This window comes from Brucella pseudogrignonensis (assembly GCF_002252525.1).
Lineage (GTDB): Bacteria > Pseudomonadota > Alphaproteobacteria > Rhizobiales > Rhizobiaceae > Brucella > Brucella pseudogrignonensis.
Genome location: NZ_NNRM01000044.1, coordinates 160,729 through 181,509, shown reverse-complemented (window position 1 = coordinate 181,509; position 20,781 = coordinate 160,729). Strand labels below are relative to the sequence as shown.

Genomic DNA, 20,781 nt, shown 5'->3' with positions numbered 1-20,781 from the left:
CGAAAAGGAGACGCCAACATGATGAAGATAATGTTAGCCACGGCGGCTGCGTCACTCACGGCTTTTTCGGTTTGTGCTGTAGCCCATGCCGTCGATATCGACGGCCAGTGGGCGAGAGGCGACGGCAATGCAAAGGTTCGCATTGCGTCCTGTGGATCGGATATCTGCGCAATAAACACCTGGATCAAGCCAGGTACGCCAAAGGAAAGAAGGGCGACAAGCTGGTCATGAGCATCAAACGGGGCGCCGATGGCGTCTACTCCGGCACGGCCTTCGACCCGCAGCGTGACATGAGCTACAAGCTGACGGTGACGGAGAATGGAGACAAGATGACCACGAGAGGGTGCATCGTGGCCGGACTTCTGTGCAAGGCCATCGATTGGACCCGGATCAACTGAGTGTGGAGGACCGAGCGATGAAGGAGGTTTGCGTGAAGCGTATTTTTGTTTCCTATGTCGCGACGCTTGTCGTCTTCGCCGCGATCGACTTCGTGTGGATGAGCACTATGGCGGGCAGGCTCTATCAGCCGGTTATAGACAATATGCTGATTGCGGATTTCAGGCGGGCGCCGGCCGTCGCCTATTATCTTCTTTGTGTTATCGGGCTGACGATCGCTGATCTCGCCTGGGGGACGATCCTCTCCGCAATGGCCGCCGCAACCAGCTGCTTGATCGCGATGCGCGTTTTTGGACGCGGCGAGAGTCCATTATTGGGAGCATCCAGATGATCGATGGTCGTCGCCTCTCGAATACATCGCTCGACCGAGATCGGCCAGCGCCGAGATTTATTGCCACCGCCTCCTTGCCTTTTAAATTCGGTGAACTCTATATAAGGTCGGTGGCGAGGTATTCCCGAATGCAAACTAATGACATCGCAGATTTGATCAATCGGGTTGCCATCGGAGATCGAGCCGCATTTGCGTCTCTCTATCAGGCAACCAATCCGAGACTATTTGCGATCTGTCTTCGGATCCTCAGACATCGGCCGGACGCAGAAGAAGCGCTTCAGGAAGTCTATATCAAGGTCTGGCAACGAGCGAAGACCTTTGCCACCGGTTCGGGTTCACCATCCACCTGGCTTTCGGCGATTGCCCGCAATCACGCCATCGATGTTATCCGTGCCCGTAAACCCGTCACCAATGATATTGACGAGGCTTACGATCTGGCCGACGAGACGATCTCCACGCCCGAACAGCACATGGTGCTGGCGGATGAAGGCCGCCGCATCGACAACTGCATGCGCGAACTGGATGCCATCCATGCCGGAGCCGTGAGGCGAGCTTATGTCGAAGGGCTGAGCTATCTCGAATTGGCCGACGACCTGAATGTTCCGCTGAACACGGTCAGAACGTGGCTGCGCCGAAGCTTGTTGAAGCTCAGGGAGTGCATGCAGCGATGACACCGGGCGATCACATCGAAGACGGCGGACGGGCACAGGACGAAGTAATTGCTGGCGAATATGTGCTGGGTGTCCTGTCGGCAGAAGCGCGCCAACGTGTGGATCAGCGGATGAAGAGCGACCAGAATTTCTCGCTGCTTGTCCAACGCTGGCAGTCGAACTTCTCCTCGTTCGATGAGGATTATCAGCAGGCGACGCCAGGAGCGGCTGTGTTTGCACAGATCGAAGGGCGGCTGTTCGGTGCGCCGCAATCGACCGCCGCGACCGGGCTCTTGGACGCCGCAAGCTTCTGGCGCTGGGTATCGCTCGCCACTTCGTTCGTGGCGGTCGCGGCATTGGTATATGCGTCCGGCGTATTTCAGCCGTCCTCGTCGCGCGGCCTGGTCGTGGCGCAGCTTTCGGCACCCGACAATCGAGTCAATCTGCTGGCTTCGTTCGACGCGTCCAGTGGACGGCTCAGGATCGTCCCCGTCGCGGCTGGCAGAGCACAGGAAAAATCGCTGCAGCTCTGGTTCGTGCCGGGTAGCGGCAATCCGCAGTCGCTTGGCGTCTTCGAGCCGAATGCCGACGGCGAGTTGCTGATTCCGGCCGATCTGCGACAGACAATTGGCGCCGGTGCTACGCTCGCTGTCAGTCTCGAACCCTTCGGAGGGTCGCGCACCGGGCTTCCCACAGGTCCAATTGTCGCCAGCGGCACGGCGCGGCAGCTCTAGGATATGCTGATACGAATTCTTTGCCTGTTTGCGGCGCTACTAATGGCTGGTTCCTTCGCGCTCTTTGCTGCTTTCGCAGTTGCTGCGCCGAAACAAGGAGCGGAGCCGGTACGTATCAATGTCGGCGGCTTCAAGCTCAATAGCGTCTTGGATGAGCCGGGCAGGAGAGGAGACCTTCCGCCTATCGTCTTCATTCATGGCGCCAGCGCCAGTCTTTACGACCCGATGTTTTCGTTTCGCGCGAAACTGCAGGGGCGGGCGAAGCTGCTCTTCGTCGATCGCCCGGGTCACGGCAAATCCGACATCGGCGGCGAGCAAAATGTTTTGCCCGATGGCCAAGCGGACGCTATAGCCGTGCTGATGAAGAAGCGTGGCATCACGCGCGCGATCATCGTCGGGCATTCCTTCGGAGGGGCTATTGCCGCATCCTTTGCGGTTCGTTATCCGAATATGGTTTCTGGTCTCGTCTTCCTGTCTCCGGCGGTCTATCCGTTGAATGGCGGGATTGCCTGGTACTACGAAGCTGCAAGTTCCCCGGTCACAGGCGCGCTGTTCAGCACCCTGATCGTGCCGCCGATCGGCATTGTGGCGATCAATCGCGCGACGAAAGGTGTCTTCGCGCCGAACCCGGTTCCGCGAGGCTATCTCGAACAGACCAGAGCGAGGCAGGCGCTGCGGCCGGTCGCGTTTCGGCACAATGCAAGGGAGGTTGCCGCTTTGAGCTCCTGGGCCAAAACCGCGTCGGCAAACTACCGCAAAATCAAAGCACCGACGGTGATCATAACAGGTGACACGGACAAGATCGTGGCACCGGAGGTCCACTCCCGGCATCTTGCCCGAGATATTCGCGGCGCAAGCCTGATCGTCGTCCACAATCTCGGACACAAGTCGGACTTCGTGGCCAGCGACCTGGCAATCGCAGCGATTGAAACTGTTGCTGGCCGAAAGGCTAATCTGATTGGCATGAAGCGGGATGTCGAGCGGCGGATCGCGAATGATGGCAAGCATTGATGGCAGGGTTGATGTATGGCAGCGGCGGTGCCGTTGGGTATTGTCCGCGTTTTATGGCCTGGCGGGCATTCTACATATCGTCCTACCTAAACCCTTTCTCGTCATTACACCTGCCTGGGTTCCCGAGCCGGAGACAGTCATTTTCCTGACAGGCCTGTGTGAAATCGCTGGCGCGGCCGGACTTCTGGTGCCGCGGTTGCGCAAAGCTGCCGCTATTGGCCTGGCGCTCTATGCCGTCTGCGTATTCCCCGCCAATATCAAGCATGCAATCGACGGACTGGGGGACGCAACTGCCTCACTGTGGCAATGCCTCTATCATCTGGTCCGTCTGCCTTTGCAACCTCCTCTGGTATGGGTGGCGGTGTTTGCTGGAAACCTACTCGTCTGGCCATTCCGGCGAGCCAAGACATAGCTTCGCGATCGTCAGAAGAAAATTCGCAAATATTTATTGCTTCGGCTGAAACTCTTTTTCTCACGTGCTCGTCTCTTCTTGCGTCACCCAAAGGGGACGGCCTGGGAGGCGCGAATCCGCGCCGAGGCGTTCAGAGGAAGAGGAAACCATCATGTTCAAGTCCGCACTTCGCGCCGTTGCAGTTGCAGCGCTCGTATCCGGCACGGCAGCCGTCGCCTATGCCGCCAATCCGGAAGTCGGTGGTGCCGCCATGTACGAAAACAAGAACATCGTTGAAAACGCGATGAACTCCAAGGACCACACGACGCTCGTCGCCGCTGTGAAAGCCGCTGGCCTTGTCGAAACGCTTCAGGGCAAAGGCCCCTTCACCGTTTTCGCGCCAACAAATGAAGCCTTCGACGCACTGCCCAAAAGCACCGTCGACACCCTCTTGAAGCCGGAAAACAAGGCACAACTCGTCAAGGTTCTCACCTGCCACGTTGTTGCCGCTGATGCCATGTCCAAGACCATCGAAAAGATGATCAAGGATGACAAGGGTATCCATGACGTAAAGACCTTGGGGGGCTGCATCCTGAAAGCTAAGGAAAGCATGGGCAAAATCACGCTGACCGACGAAATGGGCGGCGTCGCCCATGTCACGATCGCTGACGTCAAGCAGTCCAACGGCGTCATCCATGTCGTCGACAGGGTGCTTCTGCCGAAGATGTAGTGTGAGGCTATTACACCATGCAAAGGGCCGGCGACCAAAGGGTGTCGGCCTTTGTTATGAGCATTGATGCGGTTCGAAGTCTCGGCAATGCGATGAAACTGACCTCCCACCTTCAGAGGCCACATCAAGCGGTTGGCCGGGCTCTGTCATCTGCTAAAGGACCGTCGCGATTGAAGAGATTGCCGCGACCGGTTCCAACTGCGCCTTCACTTCGTCGAGGATAGTCGTGGCGGTCTGGACGATTGTTTGCGCCAACTCCTGAACATAGATCGGTGTCATGTTGCCCTTGGCTGAGACATCGAGGACATTCGAGATACGTGCGCGATCAATGGCTGCCCGATTGTCAGGGTAGTGCCAGTCATCGGTGCTGCCTCGGAAATATCATGCGACTGAGGCGCACGTGTGGGTTCCGGCGCAACAATTGTTGTGCGCGCGTCCGGTGGATGGGCGACGGTAGAGAGGCTTTAGCACTTGGGCATGCGAATATTGTGGGCTATCGCCGAAATGGCTTGAAGTGACGCATCAAGCTGCGCAGTCGTGTCGTCGCGACCATGACCGCCATAGTCCAACTCAGGCGTTTTGAACCGGAATGGGCCCGGTATCAAATCGGCCTTTTTCCATTTTCTGCCTCATCCAAAATCTGATGATCCACTTTCCTTGCTACAAGACTCAAATCTATGTTTCTCCTTGTAAGCTTCGACCGAAGTTCGCGCAAGACGGCTGGCAAAAGAGATAGCGCTGTCAGAGTTTTATGGGCCCAAAGGCATGCGGCCGTTGATCCGCGGATGCCGATACTCGACGTTCGTTGTTGCAGGGCCATTAGTTACAGCTGACCTAAGTTCTGCTCTCAATTTGGCAAAGCTACCCCCAGTGTGCCAAGCAGGTTCATTAAGTATGTCTTGACTGGCAATCAAATGGTTGAAACGGTTGATCGTCCTCCGAGATCGTTCCGTTCGCTGAAATACAGTGAACAGAACTACTTGCAGATTTGTATATGGATGGGTTCTTCTTCGCTGCTACCCAGTTCCATACATTGCTGTTTCGAACAGAAAGTCCAGCCTCCACTCGTCTTGCCAGACGCAGCAAGAAGGATTTCCTGCCTAGGAGGAATGGTCGGGTGATAAACATACCAACCCTCTTTCAGAACCGCATCCGCTGGCGGATCCATCCCCGCGCCGGAGCCCTTGATGCGAGCTTCCGACAAGACAAGCCCCTGAGATGAGACAGTCCAGGACTCCCGCCATGGCACTTTCTCAACGCTGTGCGTCCATGAAAGAATAAAACTTGTGGCGGCGATTTTCAGGACGCCGCCAGCCGTTGCAATGCAGACCGCCATCAACCGGATATCGCGACAACGGAAGGCCGCGACCTCCAGAAATGCCACACAAGAAAGGCCGCACAAGCCGCAAAGCCGAGCTCATCGCTAAAGGGATAGGTGGCGAGCATCAGAGCAATGGCAACGAAAGCCCATATGCGTTCCCACATCTTTAACGGTGTTCGAAGATGGCCGATGGCGGCCGCACCCCAAAGCAGAATGCTGAGCAGCGCCTTGATGAACATATAGACGAAGGCGGGCCAGAAACCGAATTTTTCGGAAAGAGGCCCGCCCTCCTGAAGCATGATAACCGGCTCGTACACTGCCATGAAGGGCACTGCAAAACCCGCAACCGCGATCCGGATCGCCTGCATGCCGATCTTCATACCGGACTCTCGCGCAATCGGTGCCGCTGCAAAAGCTGCGAGCGCGACAGGCGGAGTGAGGTCGGCCATGATGCCAAAATAAAAGACGAACATATGCGACACCAGCAGCGGCACTTCAAGGTGAAGGAGCGCCGGTCCAGCTATCGAGGATGTGATGATGTAATTTGGAATTGTCGGAATGCCCATACCGAGCACGAGACAGGCCAGCATGGTCAATACCAGCGAGAAGAAGAGCGAGTTTTCCCCAACACTGACGATCGCGCGTGCGAAAGTTGATCCGGCACCAGTCAGCGCCAGGATGCCGATGATGACGCCAACCAGCGCACAGGCGATGCCCACGGGCAGCGCATTCTTGGCACCTTCCGCAAGGCTTTCGAGGCAAAGGCTCAGCGTTGCACGTCCGCCGCGCACCAGAAAATTTATCGCGACCAACAGCGCAACGAGGCAGATGATCAGTGTGATGCCGCGCAGGACATAGCCGAATATACTGAAGGTGGTGCCGAAAGCCGCAGCCGACATGACGCCGAGCGCGACCCAGAACAGCACGCGCAGCGGCATCGACATCGAGCCGGAAACCGGCACACCGAGGATGATGAGCGCGGTCAGGCTGAGGCCAACCGTGCCTGCAAAAAGTGGCGTATAGCCCGAGAAAAGCAGCCATACCAATGCGACCAGCGGCAGAACCAGAAACCAGCGTTTTCGCATTGCTTCAAGCGCACTTGGCATTTCGCTTTTATTGAGGCCCTTCATCTTGAGACGACGCGCTTCAAGATCAACCATCACGAAGACAGTTATGAAGTAGAGAATTGCGGGAACGATTGCCGCCTTGACGATCTCGACATAGGGCAGGCCGAGCGTTTCAGCCATGATAAAGGCAACCGCGCCCATGACCGGGGGCATGATCTGGCCGCCCATCGAGGCCACCGCTTCAACACCACCAGCAAAGGACGGGCGGAAGCCGGAACGCTTCATGAGCGGAATGGTGAACGCGCCTGTCGTTACGACATTGGCGACACCGGAACCGTTGATCGTTCCCATGAGTGCGGACGAGATTACCGAAACTTTTGCTGGCCCGCCCCGCGATGCGCCGACCGTTCCCATGGCAATGTCGTTGAAGAGCTGGATCATGCCAGCGCGTTCGAGAAATGCCCCGAACAGGATGAAAAGGAAAATATAACTCGACGAGACATAGATCGGCGTGCCGTAAATTCCCTCTGTTCCCAGAAAGAGAACCTCGACAACCTGCTCGAAATCATATCCGCGATGATTGAATGGATGCGGCAGATATTGCCCGAACAGACCGTAAGCCAAAAAGATCGCGCAGATGAGCGGCAAGGTCCAGCCCATCATCTTTTTGCCCGCCCAGAAGACGAGACCGACCACGAGAATGCCGATCACGATATCGAGCGTATTGGGTTCGCCAGCCCGGATCACCAGATCTTCGTAGAAAATCCAATGGTAAAGACTGAGCGCGAAAGCGACAATGGCAGCCAGCCAGAAAGCCACTCGTTTGGCAGCGACTGTACTCGCATTGGCATAGAGGCCGAAGAGAAGCAGAAGCAGAAATCCGACATGGATGGAGCGGACCACCTGACTTGGCAATGGTGAATAGGCAGAAGTCCAAAGCTGGAAAACCGAAAAAGCCACGGCGATGGCAAACAGGATTTTTGCGCCTGCGCCGACCCCCCAGGCGGGAATATGCTCAGCCGATTCAACGGCGCTGTTCTCGCTCTGCGTCATGAACGAACCTTCATCAGATTATGCAAGTTGAAATGAACAGTTACGGGAGCGATCCGATTGACAGGGATCGAGCGCCGTCGGCCGGAAAAGGACGATACCCGTGCAATGTCACTCGGATATCGTCCGCCGGGCAGGATTGCTGCCGGCCTATTCGATGCCTTTTTCCTTGTAGTAACGCTGCGCGCCGGGATGAATCGGAACCGGAGATACGATGGTGCTTTTGTCGAGCTTGATTGCCTTTGCGGAAGAATGGGCAGCAGCCAGCTGGTCGAGATTCTCGAAGAACCCCTTGGTCATCCGGTAAACCAGTTCTTCATCCATATCGGGACGAACGATCAGATAGTTGATCACGGAAGCCGTCACGACGTCCTTGTCCTGGCCACTATAGGTATTCGCGGGGATTGTGTTGACCTGATAAGGCGCACCAATTTTCTCGATAACGTCTGCCGGAACCTCAACAACGTTGATGTCCACGGAGTTGGCAAGGTCGCGCAATGAGGCCACGCCAAGTCCGGAAGACTGCAAGGTCGCATCCAATTGGCGGTTCTTCATCAGCTCGACAGATTCTGCGAAAGGCAGATATTCGATCTTGCCGAGATCGTCATAAGAAAGCCCCGCGGCCTCCAGAATGGTGCGCGCATTCAGTTCGGTTCCCGATTTGGGCGCGCCTACGGAAAGACGTTTTCCCTTGAGATCGGCCAACGTCTTGATGCCGGATTCCTTGGAGGCGACGATCTGGACATAATTCGGATAAATAGCTGCAAGGGTGCTGAGATTGGTGAGCTTCTTTTTAAAGCCCGCAGCTTCGTTGCCTTCATAAGCGTCGCGCAGGGAATCGCCCAGCGTGAAGGCGACTTCGCCGCGACCGCTATTAATCAGGTTGATATTCTCGATGGATGCCTTGGTCGCCTGAACCGAAGGACGCACATCAGGAATGCTCGAATAGATTTTTTCCATGGCGACCCCGAGCGGGTAGTAGACGCCGCTGGTGCCGCCCGTCAGAATATTTACAAATTCTTCAGCTCGTGTTTGCGTTATGCCGACGGCTAATCCTATAGCCATGGCCAGAGAAACAGTAGTTTTACGATTAAAAAATTGCATGCTTCCTCCTCACCTCGAAAGACACCGCTGGACTATCAGTTCAGCGATCAGACAAAAGGCTATGCAGAATGCTTTTCTGCCATATTCGAAAGTGTCCTCCCACAGATTTGCTGAACGCTACAGCATTCTTTTTAAAATCCCAAACTGTTTTGGAATTCTGACGTCATCAATATAGATTCGTGTTTTATAAAGCAGCATACGAAGCCGAAATAACGCTGATATTATATATAACGTATTGTATTTATTATTATTAATAATAATATTTAGATGGGAACCAAATATATAACTGTGAAAATTGCAATTATACATTGAAGAAGTGACGAAAATTTTAATTTTGCTGAATGGGTAATTCTTTCAGGCCGGCAGCAGCGACCAAAGACCGATCGAGCGCTTGACAAGCTATGGCTAGCTTTTCATGCTCCAAGACATAATTTAAACAAAATTAACGAGGGAACGGAGGGAAATGACAGTGAGAAAGTTCAGTCGTCGGGCAGCATTTGCTGTTGTTGCAGGTTTTGTTGCCGTTGGAACGAGCATTGCTTTTGCACAAGCTCCTGCGTTTTTTCGCATCGGCACCGGTGGAACGGCAGGCACCTATTACCCGATCGGTGGGCTGATCGCGAATGCGATTTCCGGTGCCGGAGATAAAGGTGTCCCAGGATTGGTGGCCACTGCTGTTTCATCCAACGGATCGGTCGCCAATATCAACGCGATACAATCTGGCTCACTGGAGTCTGGCTTTACGCAGTCGGATGTTGCTTACTGGGCTCACACTGGCACTGGCTTGTATGACGGCAAGAGCAAGGTCGAAGATCTGCGTCTGATCGCGACTCTTTACCCTGAAACCATACATCTGGTAGCGCGTAAAGATGCAGGGATCAAATCTGTTGCCGACCTTAAGGGGAAGCGCGTTTCGATTGATGAGCCCGGTTCTGGTACGATTGTTGATGCTCGGATCGTTCTTGAGGCCTATGGCCTGAGTGAAAGTGACGTGAAGGCAGAGCATTTGAAGCCGGGTCCGGCGGGCGAGCGTTTGAAGGATGGCGCGCTCGATGCTTATTTCTTCGTTGGTGGATACCCCACGGGAGCGATTTCGGAGCTTGCTACATCGAATGGCATTTCCCTTGTTCCAATTTCCGGCCCCGAGGCTGAAAAGATCAGAGAAAAATACAATTTCTTCTCAAAGGATACCGTGCCGGCAGATACCTACAAGGATGTTGGGCAGACAGAAACGCTCGCCGTTGCGGCCCAGTGGGTGACGAGCGCAAAGCAGCCGGATGAACTGGTCTACAACATCACAAAGACTCTCTTTAATGATGCAAGCAGGCAGGCTCTCGATGCCGGTCACGCAAAAGGCAAGCTTATCAAGCTTGATACAGCAACCACCAGTCTTGGAATTCCGCTGCACCCAGGTGCGGAGCGGTTCTACAAGGAAGCAGGTGTTCTCAAGTAAGTCTATCCTTTCCAAGTGGAATGAATGGGCACGTTGAAACACAACTCAGAGATGCGGGCGCCAAATTGGTGCCCGCAAAAGGTTGGGTTTCATGACATCCAGATGGATGTGAAACTAAAGAGGGCTGGTGTGGTGAACGGACAAGAAATGAAACTCTCGCCAATGGAATTGGATGAGGCCAAAGCGCGAGAGCTTGAAGAACAGTTCGATTCCGAGATACGGTTTCGTCCGCTGGCGCCGATTGCCGCTCGTATCGTCGGGTTCCTGCTCATCGTTTTATCTTTGTTTCACTACTATACCGCTGGTTTCGGCCTTTTGTCGGAAATGGTGCATCGCGGCATCCATCTTTCCTTCGTGTTGGGCTTGGTTTTTCTAGTCTTCCCCTTTTCGCGGAAGGGTTATGATCAGCCAGAAACCTCTTCGCTGCTAAGACCCCTCGGTATTTCAATCATTGACTGGGCGTTGGCGGTTATCGCTGTTGTGGCAGTGCTGCACGTCCCTTTAATACCGCTTGACGATCTTGCTTTCCGGGTTGGCAACCCGACCACCACAGACGTTGTTCTTGGAGGTTTGTTGGTCGTAGTGCTTTTGGAAGCAACACGGCGCTCGGTGGGTTGGCCGCTGCCCATTATCTCAATTCTGTTCATGCTGTACGCGCTCTATGGACGCCATATGCCCGGTATATTGGTTCATCCGGGTGCGACTGTAAGCCAATTGATTGACCATCTTTATCTGACGACACAGGGCATTTATGGTATCGCGCTCGGCGTCGTTGCCACCTATGTCTTCCATTTTGTCTTGTTTGGTGTTTTCGCGACCCGCATTGGTTTGGGGCAATTGTTTCTTGATTGTGCAGCCTGGGTGGCAGGGCGCTTCGCTGGCGGACCTGCAAAGGTTTCGATTTTTGGCTCCGCGCTGTTCGGTATGATCTCTGGTTCTTCAGTCGCCAACACGGTCACAGTGGGTTCTTTAACAATCCCTGCAATGATCCGGCTTGGATATAAAAGGCATTTCGCGGCAGCGGTGGAATCGGCATCCTCAACGGGGGGGCAAATTACGCCTCCGATCATGGGCGCAGCTGCGTTCCTGATGATCGAATTTCTCAACTTGCCTTATACGACTATCATCCTGGCCGCTATTGTGCCGGCCTTTATGCATTTTTTCGGTGTGTTGATGCAGGTTCATTTTGAGGCCAAGCGCAATGGTTTGCGCGGCATGACCAAGGAGGAGTTGCCAGATCTCGGTGAGGCCTTTAAGCGCGATTGGCCGACAGTCATTCCACTCGTGGTGCTGATTGGTGTGCTGTTGTCCGGCTATACGCCTTATCTCGCGGCCTTCTGGGGGATAACCTTGTGTATTGCGGTCGGCCTTCTTAATCCCCGCAAGCGCATGACGGTGGGGGAGATACTAGACGGTCTGCGAGACGGTGCGAAATACGCTCTTGCCGTTGGTGCAGCGGCGGCTACTGTCGGCATTATCGTGGGCGTGGTGACGCTCACTGGGGTTGGTTTCAAAATTTCCTATATAGTAACATCGACGGCCGCCCAGCTCGCTGGCTTTTTTGGGACGATCCTGCCAGTCACTTCGTTTGGACCGCAGAGTCTCACACTCCTTTTTACGCTCATAATGACCGGAATTGTCTGCATCCTCATGGGGTGCGGCATTCCGACAACGGCGAACTACATCATTATGGCCACCATTGCCGCACCTGCTCTGGGGCTTCTTGGTGTGGAGCCTATCGTCGCGCATTTCTTTGTATTCTATTACGGCGTTCTGGCCGACATAACACCACCGGTGGCGCTCGCCGCCTATGCAGCTGCGGGTATGGCGGGGGCCGATCCATTCAAGACCGGCAATACCGCGTTTCGCCTCGGATTGGGCAAAGTATTGGTGCCGTTTGTCTTCGTTTTCTCGCCGTCCCTGTTATTGGTAACATCCAATTTCAACTGGCCTGACTTCTTTATAGCGTTTTTCGGTTGCGCCCTCGGTATTACCGCACTTGGCGCCGCGCTCTCTGGCTTTTTGTTGGTGAGAACAAAGCCCTGGGAGAACATCCTGATGATCTTGGCGGCGATTCTATTAGTCGCACCGGAGATTTACTCATCGATGATGGGCTTGCTAATGTTAGTTCCGGTTGGAATTCGGCAATTTTCTGGGTTTAAAACAGCAAAGATGCGTGAAGCCCACTGAAGCTCTTCCATCCGATGCAATTTGCAATGCCCATGTCACTCGGCCAGCAACGCTCTCGATATATTGTGCCAAATGTCGAATATGACGATGGATACTGCGGCCAGTAGAGAAAGAATTGTGGCGATAGCACACGGCGTCTACCGAGCTGCGAGCTTGACTTGGCAATCGGGATGAACTGGTTCGCGTAAGCCGGTAAACGAAGCCGTCGCCCCCGAAATTGATTTGACAAACTTTGCCAATCTGCACATATACAGACCAAAGAAGGGAGATCCAAATGGCCACGATGAACGTATCACTCCCGCATCCAATGAAAGAATGGGTTGAAGCACAGGCTAAGACAGGACGCTATTCAAACGCGAGCGACTATGTGCGTGATTTAATCCGTAAAGATCAGATGCGCGGCGATAAAATTGCCGCTATGCAGCGTTTCGTTGATGAGGGCTTGCAAAGCGGCGTGGGTACCCGATCGCGGGATGAACTCTTTGCTACAGCATTAGCGAGCGCTGAAAAATTTTCTAGTCGCAAATAATGGAACTTAAACTCTCTGTTCAAGCGGAAGATGATATCATTGCAATCGCCGAGCAGAGCTTGGGCCAACACAGGCAAGACGATATCATGTGGAGCTGTTTAAAACTCTGGATTTAATTGCGAGCACTCCACGAATCGCGCGAGAACGCGACGAAATCTCTCCACCTATTCGGATTCACCTGTTTAAAGCTCATCTTATTATTTATCAGATCGAAAATGACGAGGCGGTTTTTATCATTCGAACACGTCATGCATTTGAAGATTGGATCAGCGATCCCTTCTAATCTTTGTTCTGCCCAAGAAAATTTAAAATAGGCATGAGTTGTCACTCAAAGGGTGTCCTCACAGAGCTTGAATGTCCGGTGTGATTTATCCGGCAGGTAGACTCTGATAGGCCCTGAGAGGTAGTCGTTTATATCCTTTCAAGCTGTGTTGCTGTGCTCGAAGGGGTGGAAAGTCAACAAGCAAGGAGGGCAGAACAATATAGAAGTAATGTGGTGGGACATCGATCACATCATGTATTTGCCCCAGAAGTCGTCTCGCGGTTCGATTTGCTCGACAATATCAATCCATAGGCCCGAAGGGTCTTTAAATCCAAAACGGCGTTGGCCGAACGGCTCATCAGTCAGCGGGTAAGTAACGGGTAATCCCCTTTCTATCAGTTCGTCGTGAGCGGCCTTAGCATCGCCAACCTCCATCTCGAAGCACAGGCCAATTCCGGCGAAGGTTTCGGGGCCGGGCGGTGACGACGGATGATCTGGCGTCATGAAAGCAATCGAAGCAGTACTGTTTTCTGCAGTCAGCAGGCAGAACCATTGACTATCGAAAGTCACATCGAACTGCAAATACTTAAGCCAGAAGTCGCGCGCTTCGTCTTTTTTATCGGTGACGATTATCGGGTAGCGATCGAAAAATCGCATGATAGGACTCCTTGCCAGATTTAAACAAACAGATTATCTGTATGTTTATTATCATATAAACATACAGACTGTCTGTCAATATCTTATAGAAGGGCGATTATGAGCAAAAACGAACAGCGTACCATCCAAACAAGAGGGCGATTGGTTGCAGCTGCGCGGACATTATTTGCCCGCAATGGCTATGCCATGACCAGCACGGATGCGATCATAGACGAGGCGGGAGTAACACGCGGCGCACTCTATCATCATTATCGCGATAAAGCAGACTTGTTTGAAGCTGTATGCCGAGACCTTGCCGCGGGGGCGGCAGAGGCGATCCAAATCGCAACGAGGGATGTGGTCACTTCTATTGAGGCGTTGGAAAAGGGCTCGACGGCTTGGATCGATTTTATGGTTAAACCCGAAAACCGCCGTATACTCGTTGTCGATGCACCAGGTGTACTCGGACGAGAGCAGTGGGAAGCGCTCGATCGCGAGCTTTCTTTTGATCTTCTAAGGATCGGCGTGGAGGAGGCCATCAGCGAAGGTGCCATCCGCTTCTCGTCTGGCCCCACAGCATTGGCTGTGCTGCTCAACGGGGCAATGAACGAGATAGCATTGCGCGCGGAAGACGATGATGTCGCTGGATTGAAAGCTGGGTTGCTGGAGCTGTTCCGCGCTCTCAAGCCATGATTTCAGCCACGTTGATGGGCAGTTCCACCGTTAAAGTTGAAGACCATAAAGGTGACCGAGGCTTCGCTCTTTCCTGGGCGTAGCTTGAAACCATGGTCCGAGTGGAAATCCCCGTGACTGTTATAGTCTTAAACGACGGCATCCTAGGTTCCAGAAAGACGCTGAGACGGTCAAGTTCAACCGATACACCACACTTGCCATTTTTCAGTAGTCGATCACGCCGCTATTGCCCGTGCGTGTGGATGTGAAGGTTTAAGGGTGGATGATCAGGCGGATCTTCCTCTAGCACTACGAAATGCCGAGTCCGGCTCTCGTTCTACATTGATTGAAGTAATCACGGATCCTGAAGTACACCCGCCGCTTTCGCTTTTTGCCAGCACGCTCGATGACTAATGGCGAAAGCGCACAACGGCGATGTTCGCGGTTGTGCGCTTGATGCGTTCTTGACTGGCACTCTGGAATTGTGCGGCGTCTGGATGCTCCGACCTCTCGAATAGCTTTTTGTGGTAACATATGTTCGAAATTGCCATTTTTGGCTTTCTGCATCTAATAGATATACCCTTTTCATGAAGCTCAATTAATGGTATGAATTATTCATACCATGCTTGATATCATCGAAAAGAAAAGTAGAATGGCCAATATCGAAAAACGTACGATTAGCCTGCCTAGTGAGCAAGCAGCCTTTATCGAATCCAAAGTCAGGAATGGGGATTACGCCTCAGTTAGTGAGGTTGTTCGTGCTGGCATCCGTGCTTTAAGAGAGCGGGATCAAGTGATTGAGCGCTGGCTACATAATGAAATTGCTGCATCGTATGACGGAATGAAATCCGACCCTTCACGGGCGGTAAGTGTCGATTCTGCTTTTGCGTCAGTTCGCAATCGACATGCTGAACGCATGAAAGTGCGAAAGTGATCGGCAGGAGGGTTATCTTATCACCGGAAGCGGAGGCAGATCTTCTGGCTCTTTATGACTGGATAGCCGAAAGAGCTTCGCCTCAGACAGCGCTCGGATACATAGATAGGCTTGAAAATTATATCCGCGGCTTCGAATACGCTTCTGAGCGAGGCACCTTGCGTAGCGATATACGCGAAGGACTGCGAACCGTTGGCTTTGAACGTAGAGTCACGATCGCCTTCAATGTCACTGAGCAAGAAGTTGTTGTGTTGGGCTTCTTTTATAGCGGCCAAAATTGGCAGGAAGCCCTATCTGAACATTGAAGTCGTGATCATCGTTCTCGGTCGGTTATTTTGAAAGAGAGCCGAGCGCGTTTGCTGGGAATGGAGCGATCTGGTTCTTGACTTGGTATCAGAAACAGGGTCATGGCCACAAAATTTGCCCTGTTTACTATTTAGCGACGCATTGCATAACCCGGGATATTGTTGGGAAGGCCTCGAAGTCTAAATTGAAGACGTCACATCTCTTGCCAAAAATAATATCGCGGCTGAGGTGCATCGCAAGTTGCGGGCGTTGGAAGGCAGTCCATGGCCTCGCAGATCAGGAGCCACAGCTATATTAGTAATGTAACGGGACGGATGCTGATAGGTACCCCAAACACAACCGGTGAGAATGGTCGGCGTATATTCGATATTCGCGATCAGCGTACACCGGTCCTTTCGGCAAGGAGAGCTTCTAGCCACTCGGCGGACACAGGTGCAAGCTTACGATCTCGGAGCTTGTTCTTGAACCATTCCTGCAACCACGACCAATCGCCGGCAACGCACTCGCGAAGCTTCATTCTTTCACAATGCCCGCCAGAGGCGGCATTGTCAGTGCGTCTCGCAATGGGTGGAGAGAGCCTAACCACTTCAGGTTCACAACCCGCACGAAGCGGGGAGATAGAGGCCGTCAACGAAGGTCTCGATGAAGCGGACATCGACTTCTTCCCGCGGAAGTTGAAATTGCTAGCGTTCTGTTGCAGAAAGATCTGACCTCGGCAAGTATGCCATCAAACGCTATCTTCAGGAATCCACAATGAGTTTGCAGACCGGGGAATCGCATGGGACATTTTAAGCTTGTTTATCAGAGTTATCCACTCGACCTTCCAGTCGAAGAGCCACGCATCACCTTGCGAGCCTCAAGTGGATCTTGGCCTGGTCAGGAGCTGGAGGACTACGTCGTGCTAGATTTGGAAGTGAAATCTCCGAAATTCTTCTTCGATCCCAACAATGACCCCGAGGATGACGTCTCCCAGTGGTTGAACCCGGGCCTGGATACACAGTGGCTCAAAATACCTTTGAAGCGTTTCGAGAATCGTGACTATCGCAGCCTCCAGGAAATCCGGGCCGACTTCCAGGGAGAAGGAACTCGAAACGCTTTGACAAGTGAGGATTGGTGGGAAGCCCCAGGTCTTATCACCACCTACAGCGATGAGTTTTTCGCTCGTGCGGAAATTTCCATCAGCCACGATGGTGGTGGCATGTTTTCGATTCAGCTTTCCGGCACAACCCAGTTCGCGACTACCTTTGACATAGCCTTTAGTGCTCCCCTGACCGTCAAGCTGATCGGATATCGCAACTCGTCGACCAAAGATGATCTTTTAGCCTGGTTCAACAATTTTCTCAGAAAAGACGACTTCATTTTCACGTCGCTGCAGCGAGGTGAAGACCTCTACCTTAATGGTACGGTGAAGTAATAGCCGCACCAATCGCGTCGAAGGCTGCGAGAATGATTGAGCAGATCCATAGATCATGTGAAGATCGAAACTGGATTGTCAGGCCCTCGGAGTTATGAGACGGTCTTGGGGAGTTTTGCGATAAAAGCTGTCAAATATGTATGGTGCAATTTAGTGGATACGCTGTTTGATGAAGCGCTCGATGAGAAGCGCCTTCTGCGCTCTGCATTCCTCCTGGCACGCAGGCTCGAATCTCGGGTGATCCCTGATGTTCTCGACAGGGCTGCGTTTCTTGCCTTAGCAAAGACTGCTGGAATCCCCGGAGGGTCCGTCTTGTTGCATCATGCCGAGTTCGGCAAGCAGCCGGAGAAAACCATCAGCATCGATCCGGTTTGCGCATGGGACAGTCTTTTTCAAGTTTTTCATGAGGACGTCATTCTGGAGTTCTCAACAAGTCCACTTTTTGTTTGGCTGCCCGCTGGCGAGCGTTTCCACGTTGTGTTCGGGAGCAAGGAGATGATCGCCCATTTCGACAATATGCGGGATCAGGCCGACTCGTTTTCCGCATTCGTTGACGCGTCGCGCTTGACCGAGAAAGGCAAGCAGTTTCTGCTCCAAGCCTATGAGCGATACACGATCTGATGTTGCCGGTTCCAGCGTGCATTGGGTCATTCACGTCGATAACCGCCTGCGTTCGGGTATCCTCGGTGCAGCCAGATCAACGGAGTGAAAGATGACAGCAGCGTACCAATTGCGGGGAGTTTTTCCAGCGGCCATGCTGTCGATAGGTTTGGCTATTAATGTTGCATCAGCCGAATCTGGAAACGATCAGGGCCGGGACTGGATCGTCAGCGGGACTGAGCTGATCAAGGCGCTCGAAGGAAAGTCCGATGATGCCGCTCTGCAGAGTGAGGCTGGCCGTATCTCGTCGGGCGCTCGCGGTAGTGCTTATATAGCTGGGGTGGCTGATGCTACCAGCGGGACGGGTTGGTGTGGGGCCGGATCGGTTCTCCCCCATGAGCTTACAGATCGCGTATACACGCATCTTCGAAGCGTCACGCCGGAGCGTCTTACAAGGAAAGCATCGACATTGGTGATTGAGACGCTGGCTGCTATTTATCCCTGCCCTGCGAATTAAAGAGGCGTTTTCGAGTTATGCTATTATTGGAATTCCTGATTTTTTCAGCCGCGTTTGTGGCGGTCGTTCTTCTGGCTGTTCACCAAATTGTCTCGCAGATCAAGGAGTACCGATTTTATAAGAGTAACGGCGGTGATTTTTCCGTCGATAGCGCCGCGGACAATCTGAAGCTTGATGAGCGCGTTTACATCAATGCTCTCGGCCTCACGAATTGGCAGCGTTTCTATCTATTTCGTCCGTTTTACATCGTGCTGCTTATAGCGTTCGCCGGCATGATGATCTTCTCTTTATTCTGACGGATATGATAATAGTCCGCTCCTGACAGCCGTCTTTCAGCATTCGCAAAAGTCCTGCTGCCCCCGAAAACGCGGCTCCAGAAAATTTGATTAGAGGATAATCCTACGGCGTCGTCTATTCGCCTGCCACCCTCCTGATGACTTAAAATTGCAGTAAGCCTCTTGCGCCCGCGGGACCGCCTATACATGAAGCTCTCGCGATGAATTGTAATGGCGCATGTACTCAGGGCAAATGTTGCGATGCCGATGAAAGGGAAGACCACCGCAATGACTGTGTTAGGAACGAAGGCATGTAATGATCATGAACGCGACCGCCCCCAGAAGGCCGCGGCCGGTCGCCCCGCGGCGCGCGAAGTCTTGTCCAGCAACCATGCCACGATCGGCAGGGCAAAAGCTGTGGGAAGCGGCGGCACAGTGATCGCGTAGGCCGCGAACGCCTCCGAGTGGCCCACGGGAACGAAGCAGACGGCCATACCGGATATCGCAGCAATATTGGCAAAGCCGAAGGCCAGTTCCATGAGCACCAGAATGCGCGCGACGCGGAAAAGTGCAGCAATGCGCCTGCCTGCGCGCGTTCTGGCACGGTTCGAGTGCTGCCGTTAAAAATTGTGCAGGCAATGCCAATCAATGCAATGCAGCAGACACCACCGCAAAGGCAGAACCATCAGTAGTGCCAGAAAAGGAGTTTTCAGCGGACCGGCTGCAAATCCCGCAAACATGCCAGCTCCGAAGAAGCCGGAAATACGTCCGCGTATGCGTTGGAGGGACGCCGTGTTCAGCCATGCTCCGTCCAGCATCGGGAACAGGCTCGCACAAAAGCCGATAGCGAAACGGGCAATGAACCAGACCGGCAAACTGTCGGTCATGGCGAGCGCGGCAAGGCCTATAGAGCAGCCTAACAAGGCCGCGGCGATCACGCGGTTTTCCCCGACCCTTGCGGTGAGTTGATCTATTGTCATAACAGACACCATCGCGCTGGCCGCGTAAGCGGCGGCATTCAGACCGATCAGACTTCCGGTAACGCCCTTTGCCTCAAGCCAAGGGAAGGAGCGGAAAGGTGCGACCCTGAGCGACTGCAAAGGCGGTCCCGCGCTCAATATGAGTCTGTCGGCAAAAGCCGCAATGCACCGCCCAAAGTCGCTGTATAGAGAACCGCGTCCAACCTTAAAAAAAGACTTCGACCCGAAGTACAACAGTGCTAGTTCGTTGTAACTTGCCTCTTTCGGCGTGATACCATCCATAGTCCGAACAAAGCGCCAAAACCACCCACCAAAGCAAGCTCTATGGAAGTGGAATGCATATTCAATGCCATGATGGAAGTCCCAGCGCCCAATATGCAAATCAGCACGCCAATTATGCGAGCCCTGACAGTGCCATAAAAATGCGTTTTGATGGGCGCACGTTGCCCGGGATATCTGTGCTGCCAGTCGTCGAATGCCGTCTTGAATTCGCGCAACAGGCGGTCACGGCCAGGCAGGTCAAGGGGGCTTACAAGCAATGTGGGATAGCCTGGACGCGTCAGTTTCAGGAAATCATCCGTGCCCCAGCCGGCGATTTCAGCAAAAGCGATGGGTGCTCGACGCGAAAATTGCAAACCATCCGACATTACCTTGATCCGGTTGTGCGTCGGAAAAGCCTTGAACGCAATGAGCGGTGGAACCACTAATGCAACCAGTGCAAGCACACCCGCGAGGATAATTGGCCCACGGCTTAAAATAACGAAAAGGAAGCATCCGGCGCTTGTTATGATTGAAAAAGGAGCGGCAAGCTGGTGCCATCGCGTATAGACTGAGGCTTAAATAGACTCATCGTCGCCCATCGAATTGCCTTTTCCGTTAGAAAAAATTTTCACGATTTTTGGAATGCGCTCTGTTGCTCTCGATATCTAACCTGCAGTAGCTTTAGCAGATATTATCAATCGAACCCTTCACAAAGACTCGCTCAAAACGCCTCTGGGGACGGAAATGTTGCTTATTCTGGGCTATCCGGGGGGGGCTTAAAACTTGTGCGAAGCGCATCGAGGCGGCCTATAACAACTGCTATACCACAACAAATTGAGCCAAACCCGAAGGAGAGTGTGCCCAGCATCAACCTTTGAATCGAATTCGCTTCAACGATGAAAATCAAGCCGATCATCACCTGAATAAGCCCGAGTACTAATATCACAATCTTCATTCAGATAAGACC

The 20,781-nt window shown here is 53.3% G+C and carries 24 protein-coding genes and 3 pseudogenes; 19 read left to right on the top strand and 8 right to left on the bottom strand.

Translation table 11 applies throughout. The features are described 5' to 3' along the window. Positions 1-30 precede the first annotated feature (30 nt). From CEV34_RS20885 to CEV34_RS20855, 7 genes and pseudogenes are all read left to right on the top strand, one after another. Positions 31-398, top strand: a pseudogene (locus CEV34_RS20885) (DUF2147 domain-containing protein). Positions 399-430: 32 nt separating this feature from the next. Further along, a complete protein-coding gene (locus tag CEV34_RS20880) occupies positions 431-727 on the top strand; it encodes a DUF2177 family protein (protein WP_083898704.1) in 297 nt (98 codons plus the stop codon). A 128-nt stretch (positions 728-855) separates the two neighbouring features. Next, entirely contained in the window at positions 856-1,398 is a 543-nt protein-coding gene (locus tag CEV34_RS20875; RefSeq protein WP_007881554.1) for a sigma-70 family RNA polymerase sigma factor, read from the top strand. Continuing rightward, positions 1,395-2,111, top strand: coding sequence for an anti-sigma factor (locus CEV34_RS20870; RefSeq protein WP_094544430.1), 717 nt, complete (start codon positions 1,395-1,397; stop codon positions 2,109-2,111). The genes CEV34_RS20875 and CEV34_RS20870 overlap by 4 nt, the downstream gene beginning before the upstream one ends. Positions 2,112-2,153: 42 nt before the next feature. Next, positions 2,154-3,122 (top strand): alpha/beta fold hydrolase, encoded by a 969-nt coding sequence (locus CEV34_RS20865; protein ID WP_094544429.1) that lies wholly within the window; start codon positions 2,154-2,156, stop codon positions 3,120-3,122. 40 nt (positions 3,123-3,162) lie between these two features. Then, the gene (locus CEV34_RS20860; protein ID WP_312471148.1) at positions 3,163-3,534 is read left to right on the top strand and encodes a DoxX family protein; all 372 of its coding nucleotides are present in this window, start codon (positions 3,163-3,165) and stop codon (positions 3,532-3,534) included. Positions 3,535-3,685: 151 nt separating this feature from the next. Beyond that, positions 3,686-4,243, top strand: coding sequence for a fasciclin domain-containing protein (locus CEV34_RS20855; RefSeq protein ID WP_094544428.1), 558 nt, complete (start codon positions 3,686-3,688; stop codon positions 4,241-4,243). 153 nt (positions 4,244-4,396) lie between these two features. Here CEV34_RS20855 and CEV34_RS27595 read toward each other — a convergent pair whose 3' ends face one another. The 4 genes from CEV34_RS27595 to CEV34_RS20840 form a co-directional block, all read right to left on the bottom strand. Beyond that, complete coding sequence (locus CEV34_RS27595; protein WP_268877858.1) at positions 4,397-4,522, bottom strand: hypothetical protein; 126 nt, start codon at positions 4,520-4,522, stop codon at positions 4,397-4,399. Positions 4,523-5,219: 697 nt separating this feature from the next. Continuing rightward, on the bottom strand, positions 5,220-5,579 hold the full coding sequence (locus CEV34_RS20850) for a DUF1850 domain-containing protein (RefSeq protein WP_007881541.1): 360 nt from the start codon (positions 5,577-5,579) through the stop codon (positions 5,220-5,222). Then, positions 5,579-7,684 (bottom strand): TRAP transporter permease, encoded by a 2,106-nt coding sequence (locus CEV34_RS20845; protein WP_094544427.1) that lies wholly within the window; start codon positions 7,682-7,684, stop codon positions 5,579-5,581. Before CEV34_RS20845 ends, CEV34_RS20850 begins: the two co-directional genes overlap by 1 nt. Before the next feature lie 147 nt (positions 7,685-7,831). After that, positions 7,832-8,785 (bottom strand): TAXI family TRAP transporter solute-binding subunit, encoded by a 954-nt coding sequence (locus CEV34_RS20840; protein ID WP_064322874.1) that lies wholly within the window; start codon positions 8,783-8,785, stop codon positions 7,832-7,834. Positions 8,786-9,248: 463 nt separating this feature from the next. On the opposite strand from CEV34_RS20840, the gene CEV34_RS20835 reads away from it, so the two are divergent. From CEV34_RS20835 to CEV34_RS20820, 4 genes and pseudogenes are all read left to right on the top strand, one after another. Beyond that, a complete protein-coding gene (locus tag CEV34_RS20835; protein WP_094544426.1) occupies positions 9,249-10,238 on the top strand; it encodes a TAXI family TRAP transporter solute-binding subunit in 990 nt (329 codons plus the stop codon). Positions 10,239-10,340: 102 nt separating this feature from the next. After that, positions 10,341-12,428 (top strand): TRAP transporter permease, encoded by a 2,088-nt coding sequence (locus CEV34_RS20830; protein WP_162699609.1) that lies wholly within the window; start codon positions 10,341-10,343, stop codon positions 12,426-12,428. A gap of 274 nt (positions 12,429-12,702) precedes the next feature. Further along, a complete protein-coding gene (locus CEV34_RS20825; protein ID WP_007881531.1) occupies positions 12,703-12,957 on the top strand; it encodes a type II toxin-antitoxin system ParD family antitoxin in 255 nt (84 codons plus the stop codon). Next, a pseudogene (locus CEV34_RS20820) lies at positions 12,957-13,240 on the top strand (type II toxin-antitoxin system RelE/ParE family toxin). Before CEV34_RS20825 ends, CEV34_RS20820 begins: the two are co-directional and overlap by 1 nt. 225 nt (positions 13,241-13,465) lie before the next feature. Here CEV34_RS20820 and CEV34_RS20815 read toward each other — a convergent pair. Beyond that, on the bottom strand, positions 13,466-13,876 hold the full coding sequence (locus CEV34_RS20815) for a VOC family protein (RefSeq protein ID WP_007881530.1): 411 nt from the start codon (positions 13,874-13,876) through the stop codon (positions 13,466-13,468). A gap of 99 nt (positions 13,877-13,975) precedes the next feature. On the opposite strand from CEV34_RS20815, the gene CEV34_RS20810 reads away from it, so the two are divergent. The 8 genes and pseudogenes from CEV34_RS20810 (at position 13,976) to CEV34_RS20780 (ending at position 18,594) form a co-directional block, all read left to right on the top strand. Continuing rightward, complete coding sequence (locus CEV34_RS20810; RefSeq protein ID WP_094544425.1) at positions 13,976-14,548, top strand: TetR/AcrR family transcriptional regulator; 573 nt, start codon at positions 13,976-13,978, stop codon at positions 14,546-14,548. 50 nt (positions 14,549-14,598) lie between these two features. Further along, a pseudogene (locus tag CEV34_RS26830) lies at positions 14,599-14,941 on the top strand (thiamine pyrophosphate-dependent enzyme); the annotation flags it as partial. Between the two features lie 208 nt (positions 14,942-15,149). Further along, complete coding sequence (locus tag CEV34_RS20805) at positions 15,150-15,461, top strand: type II toxin-antitoxin system ParD family antitoxin (RefSeq protein ID WP_007880955.1); 312 nt, start codon at positions 15,150-15,152, stop codon at positions 15,459-15,461. Further along, positions 15,458-15,766, top strand: coding sequence for a type II toxin-antitoxin system RelE/ParE family toxin (locus CEV34_RS20800; protein WP_094544424.1), 309 nt, complete (start codon positions 15,458-15,460; stop codon positions 15,764-15,766). Before CEV34_RS20805 ends, CEV34_RS20800 begins: the two co-directional genes overlap by 4 nt. Before the next feature lie 779 nt (positions 15,767-16,545). Beyond that, positions 16,546-17,181, top strand: coding sequence for a hypothetical protein (locus CEV34_RS20795; protein WP_064322871.1), 636 nt, complete (start codon positions 16,546-16,548; stop codon positions 17,179-17,181). Positions 17,182-17,238: 57 nt separating this feature from the next. Then, the gene (locus CEV34_RS20790) at positions 17,239-17,802 is read left to right on the top strand and encodes a hypothetical protein (protein WP_235819137.1); all 564 of its coding nucleotides are present in this window, start codon (positions 17,239-17,241) and stop codon (positions 17,800-17,802) included. A 91-nt stretch (positions 17,803-17,893) separates the two neighbouring features. After that, the gene (locus CEV34_RS20785; protein WP_210199588.1) at positions 17,894-18,298 is read left to right on the top strand and encodes a Rap1a/Tai family immunity protein; all 405 of its coding nucleotides are present in this window, start codon (positions 17,894-17,896) and stop codon (positions 18,296-18,298) included. 17 nt (positions 18,299-18,315) lie between these two features. After that, positions 18,316-18,594, top strand: a complete 279-nt coding sequence (locus CEV34_RS20780) for a hypothetical protein (RefSeq protein WP_007880931.1) — start codon at positions 18,316-18,318, stop codon at positions 18,592-18,594. 299 nt (positions 18,595-18,893) lie between these two features. Here CEV34_RS20780 and CEV34_RS20775 read toward each other — a convergent pair whose 3' ends face one another. The 3 genes from CEV34_RS20775 to CEV34_RS20765 form a co-directional block, all read right to left on the bottom strand. Further along, positions 18,894-19,112, bottom strand: a complete 219-nt coding sequence (locus tag CEV34_RS20775; RefSeq protein ID WP_007880929.1) for a hypothetical protein — start codon at positions 19,110-19,112, stop codon at positions 18,894-18,896. A gap of 81 nt (positions 19,113-19,193) precedes the next feature. After that, positions 19,194-19,673: an MFS transporter gene (locus tag CEV34_RS20770; RefSeq protein ID WP_007880927.1), complete on the bottom strand. Its 480-nt coding sequence runs from the start codon at positions 19,671-19,673 to the stop codon at positions 19,194-19,196. Positions 19,674-19,792: 119 nt separating this feature from the next. After that, on the bottom strand, positions 19,793-20,200 hold the full coding sequence (locus CEV34_RS20765; RefSeq protein ID WP_210199587.1) for a hypothetical protein: 408 nt from the start codon (positions 20,198-20,200) through the stop codon (positions 19,793-19,795). Positions 20,201-20,781 lie beyond the last annotated feature (581 nt).